The following is a 17,975-nucleotide window of genomic DNA, read 5'->3' on the forward strand; positions in this document are numbered from 1 at the left end:
CCACTGCTTGTATGCATGCGGTTTCAGGATCTATTTCACTCCCCTCACAGGGGTTCTTTTCGCCTTTCCCTCACGGTACTGGTTCACTATCGGTCAGTCAGGAGTATTTAGCCTTGGAGGATGGTCCCCCCATATTCAGACAAGGTTTCACGTGCCTCGCCCTACTCGTCATCATTGTGTGTGCCCTTTCGTGTACGGGAATATCACCCTCTACGTTCGCACTTCCCAGAGCGTTCCACTAGAACACACACAACTTAATGGGCTGCTCCCCGTTCGCTCGCCGCTACTAAGGGAATCTCAATTGATTTCTTTTCCTAAGGGTACTGAGATGTTTCACTTCCCCTCGTTCGCTTCATAAGCCTATGTATTCAGCTTATGATACCCGCCTTATAGCGGGTGGGTTCCCCCATTCAGAAATCTCCGGATCAAAGGATATTTGCCGCCTCCCCGGAGCTTATCGCAGGCTATTACGTCTTTCATCGCCTCTGACTGCCAAGGCATCCACCACATGCACTTAATTACTTGACTATACAACCCCAAACAGTCGTTAACACATACAAGTGAGTGTTATCGTTGCAAACTTAATTGCTACTATTCGTTGTCTGTGAACTTAATCACCATACAGCTTCAATCTAAATTCATATACCAAAACGCTTGATTCAGTGTTTTTGCTAGTTCTCAGATTAAATATCTTCTTAACAATTGCTTGTTAAGCTTATATTTAATCGAGTTTGAACAATTTATTTCAGACTCAATTTTCTAATCTGTTAATGATTAACTACCACCTCGTCGGTGAGTAGTAAACTGTGATAAATCACAGAGATTAATAAACCAGTCAAATTAGACTGTATTCACTAAACTCTATAATCTTCTTAGCTTGTACTCCGTAAAGTACATGGTGGAGACTAGGAGAGTCGAACTCCTGACCTCCTGCGTGCAAAGCAGGCGCTCTACCAACTAAGCTAAGTCCCCAGCTTATCACTTAATGAACGACATATCTTTCAATCTAAGCTACTGCAATCAGATTTGGTGGGTCTGACAAGACTTGAACTTGTGACCCCACGCTTATCAAGCGTGTGCTCTAACCAACTGAGCTACAGACCCTCAGATACATCTTCGAAGAACAACTTGTTGTGGATTCTTACCGGTCACCAATCTTTCGTTAAGGAGGTGATCCAGCCGCAGGTTCCCCTACGGCTACCTTGTTACGACTTCACCCCAGTCATCGGCCACACCGTGGTAAGCGTCCTCCTTACGGTTAGACTACCTACTTCTGGTGCAACAAACTCCCATGGTGTGACGGGCGGTGTGTACAAGGCCCGGGAACGTATTCACCGCGGCATTCTGATCCGCGATTACTAGCGATTCCGACTTCATGGAGTCGAGTTGCAGACTCCAATCCGGACTACGATCGGCTTTTTGAGATTAGCATCCTATCGCTAGGTAGCAACCCTTTGTACCGACCATTGTAGCACGTGTGTAGCCCTGGTCGTAAGGGCCATGATGACTTGACGTCGTCCCCGCCTTCCTCCAGTTTGTCACTGGCAGTATCCTTAAAGTTCCCGGCTTAACCCGCTGGCAAATAAGGAAAAGGGTTGCGCTCGTTGCGGGACTTAACCCAACATCTCACGACACGAGCTGACGACAGCCATGCAGCACCTGTATGTAAGTTCCCGAAGGCACCAATCCATCTCTGGAAAGTTCTTACTATGTCAAGACCAGGTAAGGTTCTTCGCGTTGCATCGAATTAAACCACATGCTCCACCGCTTGTGCGGGCCCCCGTCAATTCATTTGAGTTTTAGTCTTGCGACCGTACTCCCCAGGCGGTCTACTTATCGCGTTAGCTGCGCCACTAAAGCCTCAAAGGCCCCAACGGCTAGTAGACATCGTTTACGGCATGGACTACCAGGGTATCTAATCCTGTTTGCTCCCCATGCTTTCGTACCTCAGCGTCAGTATTAGGCCAGATGGCTGCCTTCGCCATCGGTATTCCTCCAGATCTCTACGCATTTCACCGCTACACCTGGAATTCTACCATCCTCTCCCATACTCTAGCTGACCAGTATCGAATGCAATTCCTAAGTTAAGCTCAGGGATTTCACATCCGACTTAATCAGCCGCCTACGCACGCTTTACGCCCAGTAAATCCGATTAACGCTCGCACCCTCTGTATTACCGCGGCTGCTGGCACAGAGTTAGCCGGTGCTTATTCTGCGAGTAACGTCCACTATCCAGTAGTATTAGTACTAGTAGCCTCCTCCTCGCTTAAAGTGCTTTACAACCAAAAGGCCTTCTTCACACACGCGGCATGGCTGGATCAGGCTTCCGCCCATTGTCCAATATTCCCCACTGCTGCCTCCCGTAGGAGTCTGGGCCGTGTCTCAGTCCCAGTGTGGCGGATCATCCTCTCAGACCCGCTACAGATCGTCGCCTTGGTAGGCCTTTACCCCACCAACTAGCTAATCCGACTTAGGCTCATCATTTAGCGCAAGGTCCGAAGATCCCCTGCTTTCTCCCGTAGGACGTATGCGGTATTAGCATTCCTTTCGGAATGTTGTCCCCCACTAAATGGCAGATTCCTAAGCATTACTCACCCGTCCGCCGCTAAGTGATAGTGCAAGCACCATCACTCCGCTCGACTTGCATGTGTTAAGCCTGCCGCCAGCGTTCAATCTGAGCCATGATCAAACTCTTCAGTTTAAAATCATTAGTAGCTTATGGCTACAAATCTTGGCTCATCAATTTTCTGACTAAAAATTCGCTCAAATAAACTTCGAGAAATTTTTACCATTCAATCAATGAAATATTTTCGATTGATCAACCAGTAAAAATCCACACAAGTTGTTCTTCTATTCTCTTAATGATCTTCTCGATGATTCGTCATCATCAAGCTAGGTCGGCTATATTACTCTCAATTTCTTAAAAGTCAACAGGTAATTTAGATATTTAGCAAACTTATCAATCAACTCAAGAATCTAACCACTTTAGCCAAATCCTTGTTTCTCAACAAGTTTTTATCTGCATCACCGCCGATGGATGTGCATTCTACAGCATTTCACATCAGACACAACCCCCTTTTTTATTATTTTCTTTTGCATGTTTCTTTTTTCTACAAAATCAGTGTTTTCGTTGTTTTTATCAGCTATTTACGTATAAAAAGCAGGCTCATGGCCTGCTTTTTATTATTTTCATTTCGATTTAGTCAGTGAAAGTCACTCGTGCAATGGCTTTTTTACCTGATTGAATGATTAAAGTGACATTCTCTTTTACAGAATAGCTCATATCAACCACATTCCAGTCAACTTTTACTGCACCACGACCCACGGCGTCTTTCGCTGCTGCTGCATTCGGATTCAAGCCTGCAACACGAAGAATGGTTGCAATAAATAACTCACCACCAAATTCGCCACGAGAAATGGTCACTTCTGGGGTATCTTCTGGTACTTCGCCTTCAGTTACACGGTTACCTGCACTCTTATGTGCATTTTCAGCTGCTTCTGCATCATGGAAACGTTCAACCAACTCAAGCGCCAAGATACGTTTGATTTCCTGTGGGTTACGACCCGCTGCCATTTCATCAAGCAATACTTTGATTTCATCAAGTGACTTAAAGCTCAGTAAATCAAAATAACGTTCAATCAAGCTATCTGGCATCGACAAGATTTTTTGGTACATCGCACCGGGAGTGTCAAATACACCAATATAGTTGCCTAAAGATTTAGACATCTTATTGACGCCATCTAGACCTTCAAGAATCGGCACAGTGATGCAGACTTGTGATTCTTGACCGTAACGACCTTGTAGGGTACGACCCATTAACAAGTTAAAGGTCTGGTCTGTACCACCTAACTCGACATCTGCCTCAAGTGCAATCGAGTCATAGCCTTGTACCAATGGATACAAGAACTCATGAATTGCAATCGGTTGATGGTTGTTATAGCGCTTAGTAAAGTCATCACGTTCTAACATACGTGATACGGTTTGCTGGCTCGCCAATTGAATCAGATCAGCCGCAGATTTTTGATTAAACCATTCCGAGTTAAAACGGACTTTGGTTTTATTCGGATCTAAGATTTTAAAAACTTGTTCTTGATAGGTCTTTGCATTGGCAATTACTTGCTCTTGTGACAACGGCGGACGTGTTGCGCTTTTCCCAGACGGGTCACCAATCATGGCCGTATAGTCACCAATCAAGAAGGTAACTTCATGTCCCAAATCTTGGAAGGTTTTTAATTTATTAATTAGAACCGTATGTCCTAAGTGTAAATCTGGAGCCGTTGGGTCAAAGCCTGCTTTTACACGGAGTGGACGATTCTCTTTCAGTTTTTTCAGTAAATCTTCTTCAGAGATAATCTCGTGCGTGCCTCGTTGAATGAGAGCAAGCTGTTCTTCGGCTGGCAAGAAATTTGACATCACAAAACCTAAACACATCAGTTATTCAATTTGTGCGATATACTAACATTTTTTCAGCATCTTGCAGGATAAGTTGTATATGAGCGCGATCTATATTGGTGTAATGACAGGCACGAGCATGGATGGTGTTGATATTGTTGCAACTTCATTCGACCCTTTAACACTGCATGCCACGCTGACTGTGCCTTTTGAACTTGAATTACGCGATGAGTTGATGGCATTGACACTGCCTGATGACAATGAAATTGATCGTATGGGTAAAGCTGATGTTGCTTTAGCGCAAATGATTGGGCATGGCATTAATGAACTGATTGAAAAGAATAATTTAGATCGCACTCAAATTAAAGCCATCGGTTCACATGGGCAAACCATTCGCCATCGTCCTGAGCATGGTTTTACCTTACAAATTGGTGACCCCAATATCATTACCGAAATCACGCAACTGCCTGTAGTATCTGATTTCCGTCGTCGTGATATGGCAGCAGGTGGCCAAGGTGCACCTTTGGTACCCGCCTTCCATCAAGCGTTATTCCTTCATGACAGTATCCACCGTGTCATTTTAAATTTAGGCGGTATTGCAAACGTCAGCATGTTGCCTGCAAATGATTTAAACGGCGTATATGGTTTTGATACCGGTCCTGCCAATATCTTGATGGATGCGTGGTGTCATCGCCATACTGGACATCCTTATGATGAAAATGGCGACTGGGCGGCATATGGCAATCCAATTCGTTCTTTATTGGATCGTCTACAGAATCATGAATTTTTTGCCAAAGAACCACCGAAGAGCACAGGTCGCGAAGACTTTAATTTAGAATGGTTGGATGAGCAGCTCAGCGATTGGCGCAATGATCTGGAATATGATGAACTGGAAGATACGCCAGAGAATGTTCAAGCGACCTTAATGAAACTCACCACACGTGCGATTAAAAAAGCAATTTATCGTAGCAAGGAATGGATGCCGACAGGTGAAATCTATGTCTGTGGTGGCGGTGCCTATAACTCACATTTACTTGAACAACTCCGTTGGCGCCTACGTAAACATAATTGGTCAGTGCAAACCACGGATGCGCTGGGTCTAGCACCAACTTGGGTAGAGGCAACTGCTTTTGCATGGTTGGCTATGCGCTTCGTACAACAATTGAGTGGCAATTTACCTGCAGTGACGGGTGCAGCAGGTGATCGTATCCTCGGAACAATAACCACGGTATAAAACAAAAAAGCTTCTCAATCGGAGAAGCTTTTTTTATATCTAGAATCTGTTAGATTGAGAATGATGAACCACAGCCACAAGTTGTGGTCGCATTCGGGTTCTGAATGACAAAGCGTGAACCTTCAAGTCCTTCAAGATAATCAACAACTGAGCCGATCAAATACTGGTAGCTCAAAGAATCCACCAACATTTTTACATCACCATTCATGAACTCAGCATCATCTTCATTGACACTTTCAGCGAAATTAAAGCCATAAGAGAATCCTGAACAACCACCACCCGTTACATAAACACGTAACATAAGGTCGTTATTGCCTTCACTTTCGCGTAGTTGGCGAACTTTTTTGGCAGCATTATCTGACAATTCTAGAGCTTGGGCGTTCATGATGGACTTTCCTCGACTTCACTTCGTCTTTAATAAATAAAAGACCCGATATTCAGTATAGCATATTCAATATCGGGTCTGTATTTGAAGTTTAAAGTGCTGTTAAAGACTTTTTATACGATTATTTGTAGTTCTCATCCTGTAAACCGCATTCAAAGTTTTTGGCATCTTCACGGCAACGGAATTGCCATAACAATTTCATCATGCGCTTGTCATAAATTCCTTTAGCGGTCAGATTAATACGCGCTTCACGCATTAATTTTTGATAGCCCGGTTTGTCAGAAGCAGGAACTTCCATCCAATATTTTTGTGGAATGTCTGCTTTCATTTTTCCAAGAATGGTAAATGCACGCGGCAATTGTGCTTTCACCCATTCTCTTGACTTTTGACCAAAACCGGCAGGGAATTTATCCGGATGAATGATTAAATTACCAGTTACTTGTAAAATTGGGTAATTCACAATCGCACCTTTGGTTCCCAAGCCCTTATACAGTTCTAAAGGTTTAAAGGCAGCGGCTGGTGCACCAATAATATCCACCTGACCATTGTTAAACTTCGCACCAAAGTTGGTGATATCCGAACTGACCGCTTGTGCACCGACTTGCGAAGCCATAATTTTTTGGGCTTCGTCATAATCTAAAACGGCGATTTTCTTACCTGCCGCCTTGGCAACTGTATTGATATTACGATCATTCACCAATAAATAGGCATCACCCACAGGAATAACACCAACCACCTCATATTTTCCATTCACCATCGCTTTGGCAAAGGTTGGGCTGGCTAAACCCTGCATCACTTTAACGGCCAATTTAAGGTCGGTAATCGCCCCGATTGCATCTAATGAACCCGTAAATTGGTTAAACTGACGACCACGCATTCCTGTGATACTCACGCCATCACATTTTCCTGCTTTAAAGTCTTCTGCAATGACCGCTTCATTGGTTCCAACTTTAAGCTCAATATCAGCGCCCCAAGTTTTTGCAGCAAGTTGATAATCCTTCATTAATGCATAAACATCGCCACTTTTGCCCACGATATCAAATACACAAATTGTTTGTTTTGCCTGAGTGCCTGCAGATACCGCGGCGATCCCAGTCGCAAGTAATAAAGTTTTAAACCATTGCATTTTATTTTTCCTTTGCATCTATGCTGACTGTTGTTGCATCCCATCCAACATCAAAAGACTGGCGGTATAGCTTTAAATAGGGTTTACCAATGAATCAATGTTTTAATACAGTCATGTTTAATCATCCTGATTGAAACATCTTTTAAATCTTCCAGATTCGATTTGGTTTTTATATTTTAATATAATTACCAGCTTTGCCAATCAACACAATGGCTTAAATGACATCTGCAAAAAAACAAAAAGCCTAGATAAATCTAGGCTTTAAGTCTTGATTATGGCGATTCAGGATTATTCACCCGGTAATGCACATTCAAAGTTTGCTTTGTCGACTGAACAACGTGCTTTCTTCAATACAGACATCATGCTTGCATCGTAAATACCACGTTTAGTCAGATCCATACGACCATCACGTAATAATTTTTGATATTTCAAGTTGTCTTCGGCACTCAAGTTCATTTTGTATTTGGCCGGAATTTCAGCTTCATAACGTTTGATCATAGCGAATGCTTTTGGAAGTTGCTTCACAAAGTAATCACGAGATTTTTGACCAAAGCCAGCAGGGAATTTCTCTGGACGAAGAACAAGATCCGCAGTCACTTGTAGTACTGGGAAGTTAAACATTGCACCATTTGAACCTAAGCCTTTGCTTAATTCTAATGGTTTGTAAGCATAAGCAGGTGCACCGACCATATCGACTTGGCCGTTATTAAATTTAGCAGCAAAGTTAGAAATATCAGAAAGTACCGCTTGCGCGCCTACACGTTGAACCATGATTTTTTGTGCATCGTCATAACCCAATACCGCGAATTTTTTACCCGCTGCTTTTTCAATTGAGTTAATGCTCTTGTCACGTACGAAAATGTAAGCAGCGCCTAATGGTGCAATACCACCGATTTCATACTTGTTACCACCTAAATTGGTGGTCATTTTGGCTGCATTACGTGCATCCAATACATAAGTAATCGCACGTTGTGCAACTTCATTGCTCGGTGCACCGCCCAATGAATCGACTGAACCTGCAAATTTGTTATATGGACGAGCACGCATTGCTGTCATCGCAACAGCAGCACATTTGCCCGCTTTAAAGTTATTGTCTGCAACCTGTTCATCCGTGATTGCAAGTAAGTTGACATCAGCGCCCCAGCCTTTCGCTGCGAGTGCCCAGTCTTGCATCATTTTGTATGATTCACCTGACTTTCCTAATAAGTCGAATACACATACATCTATTGCTGCTTGAGTAGAAGCAGACACACCAAAGATCGAAGTTGCTGCAAGAGCAAGTGCAATTTTTTTCATATTTTTCATCCTTTCACAAACTTTATGTTTGTCTCCTTGTTCGAAGCAAATATTAATCATGTTTCTTGAAAAAAAATAGAGCTTATACTCTATTTTTATGACTAGATTGTTTACTTTTTACCCTCTTTTATCTATTTCTATTATTTTCATAGGCAATTTTGTTATATATACCTAATTTTATGTATAGATTTAGATCTATTCAGTTATTCTCCTTTTTTATTCACCACTCAAAGTACACTCAAAGTTGGTCCGTTCAACCGTACAACGGGCACGCTTCAACACATTCATCATACTCGCATCATATACGCCTTGCTTGGTTAAATTCATGCGTCCATCCCGTAACATTTTTTGATAACGGGTTTTATCTTCATTGGTCAAAGTAATCTTTTTGGCATTCATTCCCGCTTCTAAACGCTGCACCATGGCAAAGTTACTCGGCAGTTTATTCACGAACCATTGTCTAGACTGGGTTCCAAAACCACTTGGGAATTGCGCAGGACGAATAATCAGGTCACCGGTAATATTCACCACAGGGAAATTAAACAATGCACCATTGACCAAGCCTTTACTGATTTCTAAAGGCTTATACGCATAAGCAGGTGCTGCAATCACATCCACCTGTCCGCTATTAAATTTTTTCACAAAATCAGAAATATCCGATGGCACAGCAACCAGATCGATACTTTCAACAATGGCCTTCTGCGCTTGATCGTAATGTAAATAAGCGAACTTTTTGCCTTTGGCTTTTTCAATGGTATCTATTTTTTTATCTCGAACGAAGATATAAGCCAATCCAACTTGAATAATACCCGCAACTTCAAATTTCTCACCGTTCATCGTTGCCGTTAAACGATGCTGATTACGTTTATCCAGTACATAGGTAATCGCCTTTTGCGCAATGGCGTTGCTGGTCACAGCCCCAACAGCATCGACTGAACCTGCAAATTTATTATATTTACGGGCACGCATCGAAGTCATATAGACCCCATCACACTTGCCTGCATCAAAATCTTTTTCCGCTTTTTCTTCGTCTTGATAAGGAATTAGTTCAACATCGCCCTGCCATGTTTTAGAAGCCAGCTTCCATTCCTCAATCAGTTTATAAGACTCCCCAGCCTTACCCAATAAATCAAAAACACAAATTTGTTGTTTTGCCTGTACAGGAGTGCTCATGACAAATAGAGCTGTAGCACTCAATGCCCAAAGTCCTTTTTTCATCTTGTTTTCCCTTACTTTGCTATTTTTGCACAATTTTCCATCAGCGCTTATTCAATATAGTCAGATTTTGACCAAAAGAATAGCGCTTTTATATACATATGTCGGGTTTTCATCTGTTTTCCCCATCTGCATCACAGAATCAAATCCCGAGATGGCTAGGCACGAGTCAACGAGAAAACATGCCCTGTAATCCCGATTTACTCACCGCCCAAGCTACATTCAAAATTGGTTCGGTCTACCGTACAACGCGCGCGTTTCAGTACACTCATCATGCTGGCATCGTAAATACCACGCTTGGTCAATCCCATACGTGCCTCACGCAAGATTTGCTGATAACGGGTTTTATCCTCGTTACTGAGGTTGATTTTGTATTTGGCTGGCAATTCTGATTCAAGACGCTGGATCAGTGCGAAATTTGTATTCAGACGGCTCAGAAACCATGCGCGAGAGTTTTGACCAAAATTACTGGAGAATTTTTCAGGACGGATGATCAAGTCCATGGTCATATTCACGGCAGGGAACGTAATAATCGCGCCCTCATTTCCCAACCCCTTTGATAATTCTAAAGGCTTATAGGCATAAGCAGGTGCCGCCATAATATCGGCCTGACCAGTATTAAACTTTTTGGCGATATCAGAGATATCCGCAAGTACGGCTTGTCCACCTAGGCTTTTCACCACGATCTTTTGTGCTTCGTCATAGCCAAGTACTGCAAATTTTTTCCCTTTGATTTGCTCAATGGTATTCATCTTCTTGTCTTTAACAAAAATATAGGCCAAACCAATTTGCGAAATCCCAGCAACTTCATAGTTTTCATTATCAACGGTGCTGAGCAAACGGCGTTGATTACGCTTGTCCAAAGCAAAGCTAATCGCTTTCTGTGCAATCGCATAGCTTGGTACCGCCCCAATGGCATCAATCGAACCTGCAAATTTGTTATAACGGCGCGCACGCATCGAAGTCATATAGACTCCATCGCATTTGCCTTGTTCAAAGTCATTTTCTGCCAGCGCTTCATTCTGATAGCTGATCAGAAAGGTATCACCACGCCATGCTTTAGCAGCCAAGGCCCACTCTTCCATGGCCTTATAGGCTTCTCCTGATTTCCCCAACAAATCAAAAACACAAATTTTGGTCTCTGCATGTGTTTCTGTATAGGTCCCCAACACCAGCATTGCCCCCAATGCAAGAATTCCCTTGTTCATCCTTAAATCCTATGCTGCTACTTTTAATCTTGTTGCTTATTTTTCATATAATTTAAATAATAATCTGATTCGCGTCACAAAAATAGAGCTTTTACTCTGCTTTATCATTGATTGATCAGCTCAATTCGAACAACTTGATCTTAAATATAAAAATTTGCATTCATGGGCGATCACCTTAAAATGCAGCTATCTATTCGCTATTTTGCATGCTCATGATCCAATTTGACCAAGTTTCATTACGCCGTGGTGGGCGAGTTTTATTCCAAAAAGCTTCAATGCAGCTTCATCCGGGCTGGAAAATTGGTCTTACAGGCGTGAATGGTGCAGGTAAATCGACTCTATTCGCTGCATTCTTAGGAGACTTGGTTGCAGATGAGGGCAATCTAACCCGCCCCGCGGTCTGGACTGTGGCGCATATGGCGCAAGAAATTAAAGCCTTGGAAATGCCAGCAATTGATTTTGTTTTGTCTGGTGATGAAGAATATTGGGACATTCAAGAAAAATTAGCGCATCCAGATCAACTCAGTAATGATGATTTAGCTCGACTGCATGGCCGTTTTGATGAGATCCATGGTTATGCAGCGCCTGCCAAAGCAGCACAATTGATGGCAGGTCTAGGTTTTCTCGATCATCAATTAAAATTAAATGTCGCCAGCTTCTCGGGCGGGTGGCGCATGCGTTTGAACTTGGCGCGCACCCTTATGAGCCGTTCAGACCTGCTATTACTGGATGAACCGACTAACCATTTGGACTTGGATGCGATCTTGTGGTTAGAAGACTGGCTCAAAGCTTATGAAGGTACATTGGTCCTGATTTCACATGACCGAGATTTCTTGGATGCGATTACCGATCATATTCTACATATTGAAAATCAAGAACTGACCTTGTATACCGGTAATTATTCCACCTTTGAAACCACCCGTAGCGAACGCTTAGCCCAGCAACAACAAGCCTTTGAGAAGCAGCAAGAAACGCGTGCGCATCTACAAAAGTTTATTGACCGCTTTAAAGCCAAGGCTACCAAAGCCCGCCAGGCACAAAGCCGAATTAAACAGCTTGAGCGTATGCAACAACTGGCACCAGCACATGTTGATACCCCATTTACCTTCAGCTTCCGTGAACCAACCAAAATGAGTTCACCTCTACTGAGCTTGGATGCGGCTACAATTGGTTACGGCGATAAAATCATTGCTGAAAAAATTCGTCTGCAAATCACCCCAAGTTCACGTATTGGTTTACTCGGGATGAATGGTGCAGGTAAATCAACCTTAATCAAGACTCTTGTCGGAGATCTGCCACTACTGGCGGGTGAACATAAAGCCTCTGAACTACTCAATATTGGGTACTTTGCTCAGCATCAAATGGATGCCTTGGATGCCCATGCCAGCCCAATGCTGCAATTGGCACGTATTGCCGACAAGCACATCAGTGAAGCTGCTTTACGTGCCTTTTTAGGCAGTTTTGGCTTTAGTGGCGAACGTATGGATACGCCATGTGAGAGCTTCTCTGGTGGTGAACGTGCACGTCTGGCGCTAGCACTGATCGTATGGCAACGTCCCAATGTCTTGATTCTGGACGAACCAACCAACCATTTAGACTTGGATATGCGTCTGGCACTGACCATGGCACTACAGGACTTTGATGGTGCGGTGGTGCTGGTTTCACATGAACGCCAATTGATTGCCAGTGTCTGTGATGACTTGTTATTAGTGCATGCAGGTCAATGCACAGAATTTGCAGGTGATCTACAAGACTACGCCAAATGGTTACGTGAAGCGCGCCAAGAACAGATCAATGCACAAAATGCATCACAACAGCAAAGTACAACCAGCCAAGCCCCTGTCACAAAAGTAGATAAGGAAGCGCAACGTAAAGAAGCAGCTCGTCGCCGTGAAATGACGCGTCCAATTCGTAAAAATATCGAAAAAGTCGAAGCTCAAATTGAAAAGGTTCAGCCACGCTTAGCTGAAATTGAACATGCTTTAGCAGATAGTGCCTTGTATGAGGCCGACCGCAAAAATGATTTGATCAAGCTAATGAATGAGCAAAATGAGCTGAAAGTGAAATTAGAACAGCATGAAGAACAGCTTTTAGAGTTGATGATGGAACTTGAAGAGCTGGAAAGCTCTTTTGCAGATTAAGCTGCCAGCTGATTCATACACAGCTCTGTTTGAGTGTGTATGAATCACAATGTTTAAGGTCATTTATTTAAACAGAAGCATCCCATTTATGGCCTTAAAAGATGCTTTGGATACTTAAAAACACTATGAATAGCATGAAAAATGTCATGAATTTGTCGAGAATTTAAGATAAGGTAAAAATTGGAATTTTCTGAGAAAATTGAGCTTTAGGCTCAGGCTCGATATACTCAGCTGCCACTGTTGTAAATTTATAAGTGACGAATGAATCCTGAGGGTTAAATTCATTTCACATTTTTTGTACTTTAATTTGGTGAGTACTCTATTTTGGATCATACAAACTGAATGAATTCTTTAGATTTTATTTTTAATTTTGAACATATTCTACCGGTCTTGGTTCAAGAATATGGCTTATGGATTTATTTTATCCTTTTTCTGATTATTTTTTCAGAAACCGCTTTTGTTTTTATGTTCTTCCTACCCGGAGACAGTCTGTTACTCACTGTTGGTGCATTATGCTCTGTGGTTGAAATCATGCATCTTGGTTATATGATCAGCTTACTGTTCTTTGCAGCAGCACTGGGCTATATGGTGAATTACCATATAGGCCGTCATTTTGGCGATCGTATTTTCAATGTTAAATCACGCTTTATTAAGCAAGAATATTTGCAAAAAACCAATGTGTTTTTCTTAAAGCACGGGGGGAAAACCATCCTATTGGCTCGTTTTATTCCGTTTGCCCGTTCATTTGCGCCCTTAGCAGCAGGTTCAAGCAACATGAATTATAGCCATTTCGTTATTTATAACATCTTGGGTGCATTACTGTGGATCAGCGTACTCGTCACTGCTGGATACTTGTTTGGTCATGCGTTGATTCAAGTGAGTGACTTTGTCGAAAATTAACAAGCTCTTTTGCTGACAGCAATCTGATTATTCATTCATTTCAAGCTTAAATAGATCATTGATAGGTAGGCGATTTCATCGACTACCTTTTTTTAATCATTTTATTCAGTCTAAGGTTTCACGTGGAACGTAAAAAACAATAGTAAATAATAATGAAAATAATTATCAATAAAAATAAAATCACTTCATAAAAACACAAATCTTAAGGAAGCCAATGTTCTCAGCCTCATTGGAAAATCAGTTATGAAGCAAACAGCAACTGCCATTAAAAAAACCAACTCGCGCTGGTTTCGCATTAACCTATGGATTCATCGCTGGGTCAGTTTGGTGATTGTGGTGCCCTTTGCGATTTTATCCATCACTGGGGTCATTCTGATTTTCCATGAAGAGATTGATCATGCACTTGGGGTCGAGCCTACGGCTCTACATTCTTCTTTACAACAGCAACGACCGCTAACCGACTCAATCGCGACCGCACAGAGAACCTACCCTACCGAGCAGATTATCAGTACAGGCTATGACCCTGAGCATCATCCTGGTGTACTCCTTATCGGGATGGCGAAACCTGAACAAAGCTTTGAACAAGCACGTTGGCTGTTTGCAGATATTGGTTCTGCAACGCTAATTGATCGACCAAATGAACGAGATACTTTGACTGGCTTCTTACTGGAACTGCATGCCAACTGGTTTCTAGGTTTTATTGGACAATTGATCGGGGCACTGATTGCTTTGTTAGTGTTCTTATCTTTGGTTTCTGGCTTGGTGGTCTATGCGCCTTATGTGAAAAAATTCTTTTTGGGCATTCTTCGTTTTAGAAAGGGTCAGCGACTATTACAGCTCGACCTACATAATTTAATTGGCTCTGCAATCCTCGGTTGGGCCTTGGTAGTGACCTTAACTGGATTTCTACTGGGTTTTGGTACGGTTGCGATTGGAGTTTGGCAAATGACTGAACTGAAAGCCCTGCAAGACAAATATCAGCATGCCCGTGTGATTCATCCAAATTTAAGCATTGATCAGGTCTATGCGGCCGCTCAGAAAGGTCAAACAGATTGGCACCCTACCAGTGTGTTCTACCCAAAAACAGAATACGCCACCCAAGGTCACTATATGGTGTTACTGCAAGGCAATGAGGGCTTAAAAGAGAAGATGCTAAAAGTCGCCTTGGTCAATGCAGAAACAGGACGAGTCGATACGGTTGAAGAATTACCCACCTATCTGAAAGCCATTTTACTGTCACAACCGCTGCATTTTGGCAATTACGGTGGTATGCCCCTAAAGATCTTATGGAGTCTATGTACCTTACTCACCTTATTTATCACTTTAAATGGCGCATGGTTATGGTGGGCAAAACGCCAACAAAAAGGCTTAAAAGGAATCAACAATGCAACTGTGGAATAAGTTAAGTATCGTATGGCTGTTGGCTTTATGCAGTATTTTAGGAATTGTTGGCATGCTGCTGATGGATGGTATTGCAGATGTTATTTTTTTGATCATCACCCTGCTGCCCTTGTTAGTTGCAGGATGGAGAGCTTATCTTTTACAACACGGTAGAAGATAAGCTCTTTTGTTGGGTATTGATGCCTAAACTAATTAAGCATCAATATCTGCATTTAACGCATTTTCTTCAATGAAGGCACGACGCGGTTCTACATCATCACCCATCAAGCATGAGAACATACGATCAGCTTCAATCGCATCATCAATGGTCACTTGCAACATATTACGGTTTTCAGGATCCATCGTGGTTTCCCAAAGCTGCTCTGCGTTCATCTCACCCAAACCTTTATAACGTTGGATCATCATACCGCGACGTGAGTCTTGTAAAATGTGCTGCCATACTTGATGGAAGCTCGTGACCTGAATACGGCGATCACCTTTTTGCAGATAAGCCCCATCTTCCAGCAACTTGAACCAGCTCTTCGAGTTCTTCAGTAAACGCGCATACTCAGCAGAATTTAACAGACCAGCATCTAATAGATATGAATGCGGTAAGTTATGCACGTAGACGGTGACGCGTGGCCAATAATGTGCTGATTTCTCGCCCTGCGCATTTTCACGCTCAAACGCTTCTAATGTAATCTCGGGACGTAGGCTTGGTTGTAATTTTTCAATTGCAACACGTAATTGCTCAGCCCATGTTTCAACATACTCGCGTTCATGGTTGTGATCTGTTTTAAATGCATCAAGCTCAAGTAAACCATCTAACAAACTTGCAGGATAACGTTGAGTCAGGCGTTGTAAGCTTTTTTGTGACACTTGATAGTCGGCAATAACACTGGCTAATGCAGCCCCATTAATCGCAGGTGCCTCAGCGCTGACATGTAATGCAAGTTCATCAATCGCATTGGAAATCAAGAAGGTTTCCAGTGCATCATTGTCTTTCATGTACTGCTCATGCTTACCTTTCTTCAACTTATACAATGGCGGCTGTGCAATATAGATATAGCCACGCTCAACCAATTCTGGCATTTGACGGAAGAAGAAGGTCAATAACAAAGTACGAATATGTGAACCATCCACGTCCGCATCGGTCATGATGATGATTTTGTGATAACGTAATTTGTCTGGATTATATTCTTCCCGACCAATACCACAGCCCAAAGCGGTAATTAAAGTACCGACTTCTTGGCTTGAAATCATCTTGTCAAAGCGCGCACGTTCTACGTTTAGAATTTTACCTTTCAACGGTAAAATTGCCTGCATTTTACGGTTACGACCTTGTTTGGCACTACCGCCCGCAGAGTCACCCTCGACCAGATACAGTTCAGACAATGCAGGATCTTTTTCCTGACAGTCTGCCAATTTACCCGGTAAACCTGCGATATCCAAAGCACTCTTACGACGGGTCATTTCACGTGCTTTACGTGCTGCGTCACGCGCACGTGCTGCATCAATAATCTTGCCTGCAATCGATTTTGCGGCTTGTGGATTTTCCAGCAAATAAGCTGAAAACTCTTTGTTCATTGCCTGCTCTACTGCAGGTTTCACTTCACTCGACACCAATTTTTCTTTGGTTTGTGATGAGAATTTTGGATCTGGCACTTTCACTGAAATAATTGCAGTTAAGCCTTCACGCGCATCATCACCTGTGACAGCAACTTTTTCTTTCTTAAGAATATTTTCACTTTCAAGATATTGGTTTAAACCACGAGTTAACGCAGCACGAAAACCTGCAAGGTGTGTACCACCATCTTTTTGTGGAATATTATTGGTAAAGCAACGAACGTTTTCTTGGTAACTCTCATTCCATTGCAATGCAACTTCAACGGCAATACCACTATCCGTATCAGCGGTGAAATGGAAAATCTCATTTAAATGGGTTTTACCTTCGTTAATGTATTTAACGAATTCAGATAAACCGCCTTCATAATCATAAACATGTTCGAAGTTTACACGTTCATCACGCAATACAATTCGCACGCCTGCGTTTAGAAAAGACAGTTCTCTTAAACGGCGAGCCAAAATATCGACATTAAAAATGGTTTGGCTAAAGGTGAGTTCACTCGGCCAGAAACGAACCGTTGTACCCGATGTATCTGTTTCACCTACAACTTTTAATGAATATTGTGGATCACCATGCGCGTATTCTTGTTCATGGATTTGGCCAGCACGGTGAATGGTCAAATGCAATTTTTTAGATAGGGCATTTACAACTGAGACACCTACACCGTGTAAACCACCCGACACCTTATAACTGTTGTCATCGAATTTACCGCCTGCATGCAGGATCGTCAGAATCACCTCTGCCGCCGACACCCCTTCTTCTGGGTGAATATCGGTTGGAATTCCACGACCATTATCCGAGACACTCACCGATTCATCTTCATGAATCGTCACGATAATCTCGTCACAGTGTCCTGCTAAAGCTTCATCGATGGCATTATCCACCACCTCAAACACCATATGGTGTAGACCTGTCCCATCATCGGTGTCACCGATATACATGCCAGGACGTTTACGAACCGCATCTAATCCACGTAATACTTTAATACTAGAGGAATCATAAGCCTTTTCATTTGTTTGTTCTGTTTGAGAGACTGATTGAGACTCTGAACTCATGGTTACTCCCTAGTA

General features: G+C 42.6%; 12 protein-coding genes, 2 tRNA genes and 1 rRNA gene. 5 read left to right on the forward strand and 10 right to left on the reverse strand.

Going from position 1 to position 17,975, the window contains the following annotated elements:
* Positions 1-896: 896 nt before the first annotated feature.
* The 4 genes from F885_RS05700 to tyrS all read right to left on the reverse strand — a co-directional run bounded on the left by F885_RS05700 (position 897) and on the right by tyrS (position 4,432).
* A tRNA-Ala gene (locus F885_RS05700) sits at positions 897-972 on the reverse strand.
* Positions 973-1,027: 55 nt separating this feature from the next.
* Positions 1,028-1,104 (reverse strand) — tRNA-Ile (locus F885_RS05695).
* A 59-nt stretch (positions 1,105-1,163) separates the two neighbouring features.
* Positions 1,164-2,701: ribosomal RNA gene (locus tag F885_RS05690) — 16S ribosomal RNA — on the reverse strand.
* A 498-nt stretch (positions 2,702-3,199) separates the two neighbouring features.
* Positions 3,200-4,432 (reverse strand): tyrosine--tRNA ligase, encoded by a 1,233-nt coding sequence (tyrS, locus tag F885_RS05685; protein ID WP_085946073.1) that lies wholly within the window; start codon positions 4,430-4,432, stop codon positions 3,200-3,202.
* Between the two features lie 61 nt (positions 4,433-4,493).
* Here tyrS and F885_RS05680 point away from each other — a divergent pair, with 61 nt between their 5' ends.
* Entirely contained in the window at positions 4,494-5,627 is a 1,134-nt protein-coding gene (locus tag F885_RS05680; protein WP_004803368.1) for an anhydro-N-acetylmuramic acid kinase, read from the forward strand.
* Between the two features lie 49 nt (positions 5,628-5,676).
* Here F885_RS05680 and erpA read toward each other — a convergent pair whose 3' ends face one another.
* The 5 genes from erpA to F885_RS05655 form a co-directional block, all read right to left on the reverse strand.
* A complete protein-coding gene (erpA, locus tag F885_RS05675) occupies positions 5,677-6,012 on the reverse strand; it encodes an iron-sulfur cluster insertion protein ErpA (protein ID WP_005186235.1) in 336 nt (111 codons plus the stop codon).
* 121 nt (positions 6,013-6,133) lie between these two features.
* Positions 6,134-7,138, reverse strand: a complete 1,005-nt coding sequence (locus F885_RS05670; RefSeq protein ID WP_004803366.1) for a putative solute-binding protein — start codon at positions 7,136-7,138, stop codon at positions 6,134-6,136.
* Between the two features lie 288 nt (positions 7,139-7,426).
* Complete coding sequence (locus F885_RS05665) at positions 7,427-8,434, reverse strand: putative solute-binding protein (RefSeq protein WP_004803364.1); 1,008 nt, start codon at positions 8,432-8,434, stop codon at positions 7,427-7,429.
* 216 nt (positions 8,435-8,650) lie between these two features.
* The gene (locus F885_RS05660; RefSeq protein ID WP_005320034.1) at positions 8,651-9,652 is read right to left on the reverse strand and encodes a putative solute-binding protein; all 1,002 of its coding nucleotides are present in this window, start codon (positions 9,650-9,652) and stop codon (positions 8,651-8,653) included.
* 197 nt (positions 9,653-9,849) lie between these two features.
* Positions 9,850-10,857, reverse strand: a complete 1,008-nt coding sequence (locus F885_RS05655) for a putative solute-binding protein (protein ID WP_005320036.1) — start codon at positions 10,855-10,857, stop codon at positions 9,850-9,852.
* A gap of 212 nt (positions 10,858-11,069) precedes the next feature.
* Here F885_RS05655 and F885_RS05650 point away from each other — a divergent pair, with 212 nt between their 5' ends.
* From F885_RS05650 to F885_RS21040, 4 genes are all read left to right on the forward strand, one after another.
* Positions 11,070-12,998 (forward strand): ATP-binding cassette domain-containing protein, encoded by a 1,929-nt coding sequence (locus F885_RS05650; RefSeq protein ID WP_005320038.1) that lies wholly within the window; start codon positions 11,070-11,072, stop codon positions 12,996-12,998.
* A 342-nt stretch (positions 12,999-13,340) separates the two neighbouring features.
* Positions 13,341-13,898 carry a VTT domain-containing protein gene (locus F885_RS05645; RefSeq protein WP_004803355.1) on the forward strand — a complete coding sequence of 186 codons (558 nt, stop codon included), beginning with the start codon at positions 13,341-13,343 and terminating at the stop codon, positions 13,896-13,898.
* 243 nt (positions 13,899-14,141) lie between these two features.
* A complete protein-coding gene (locus F885_RS05640) occupies positions 14,142-15,299 on the forward strand; it encodes a PepSY-associated TM helix domain-containing protein (protein WP_005320040.1) in 1,158 nt (385 codons plus the stop codon).
* Positions 15,283-15,459 carry a hypothetical protein gene (locus F885_RS21040; protein ID WP_005320042.1) on the forward strand — a complete coding sequence of 59 codons (177 nt, stop codon included), beginning with the start codon at positions 15,283-15,285 and terminating at the stop codon, positions 15,457-15,459. The genes F885_RS05640 and F885_RS21040 overlap by 17 nt, the downstream gene beginning before the upstream one ends.
* Before the next feature lie 32 nt (positions 15,460-15,491).
* Here the strand turns inward: F885_RS21040 and gyrB are convergent, their stop codons facing one another.
* Positions 15,492-17,960, reverse strand: a complete 2,469-nt coding sequence (gene gyrB / locus F885_RS05635; protein ID WP_005320044.1) for a DNA topoisomerase (ATP-hydrolyzing) subunit B — start codon at positions 17,958-17,960, stop codon at positions 15,492-15,494.
* Between the last annotated feature and the right edge of the window lie 15 nt (positions 17,961-17,975).

It is taken from the genome of Acinetobacter higginsii, from assembly GCF_000369845.1.
Lineage (GTDB): Bacteria > Pseudomonadota > Gammaproteobacteria > Pseudomonadales > Moraxellaceae > Acinetobacter > Acinetobacter higginsii.

Bases quoted from the DNA above. Each gene is read 5' to 3' on its own strand.
- tyrS (WP_085946073.1), bottom strand. From the start codon at position 4,432: ATGTGTTTAGGTTTTGTGATGTCAAATTTCTTGCCAGCCGAAGAACAG.
- F885_RS05680 (WP_004803368.1), top strand. From the start codon at position 4,494: ATGAGCGCGATCTATATTGGTGTAATGACAGGCACGAGCATGGATGGT.
- erpA (WP_005186235.1), bottom strand. From the start codon at position 6,012: ATGAACGCCCAAGCTCTAGAATTGTCAGATAATGCTGCCAAAAAAGTT.
- F885_RS05670 (WP_004803366.1), bottom strand. From the start codon at position 7,138: ATGCAATGGTTTAAAACTTTATTACTTGCGACTGGGATCGCCGCGGTA.
- F885_RS05665 (WP_004803364.1), bottom strand. From the start codon at position 8,434: ATGAAAAAAATTGCACTTGCTCTTGCAGCAACTTCGATCTTTGGTGTG.
- F885_RS05660 (WP_005320034.1), bottom strand. From the start codon at position 9,652: ATGAAAAAAGGACTTTGGGCATTGAGTGCTACAGCTCTATTTGTCATG.
- F885_RS05655 (WP_005320036.1), bottom strand. From the start codon at position 10,857: ATGAACAAGGGAATTCTTGCATTGGGGGCAATGCTGGTGTTGGGGACC.
- F885_RS05650 (WP_005320038.1), top strand. From the start codon at position 11,070: ATGATCCAATTTGACCAAGTTTCATTACGCCGTGGTGGGCGAGTTTTA.
- F885_RS05645 (WP_004803355.1), top strand. From the start codon at position 13,341: ATGAATTCTTTAGATTTTATTTTTAATTTTGAACATATTCTACCGGTC.
- F885_RS05640 (WP_005320040.1), top strand. From the start codon at position 14,142: ATGAAGCAAACAGCAACTGCCATTAAAAAAACCAACTCGCGCTGGTTT.
- F885_RS21040 (WP_005320042.1), top strand. From the start codon at position 15,283: ATGCAACTGTGGAATAAGTTAAGTATCGTATGGCTGTTGGCTTTATGC.
- gyrB (WP_005320044.1), bottom strand. From the start codon at position 17,960: ATGAGTTCAGAGTCTCAATCAGTCTCTCAAACAGAACAAACAAATGAA.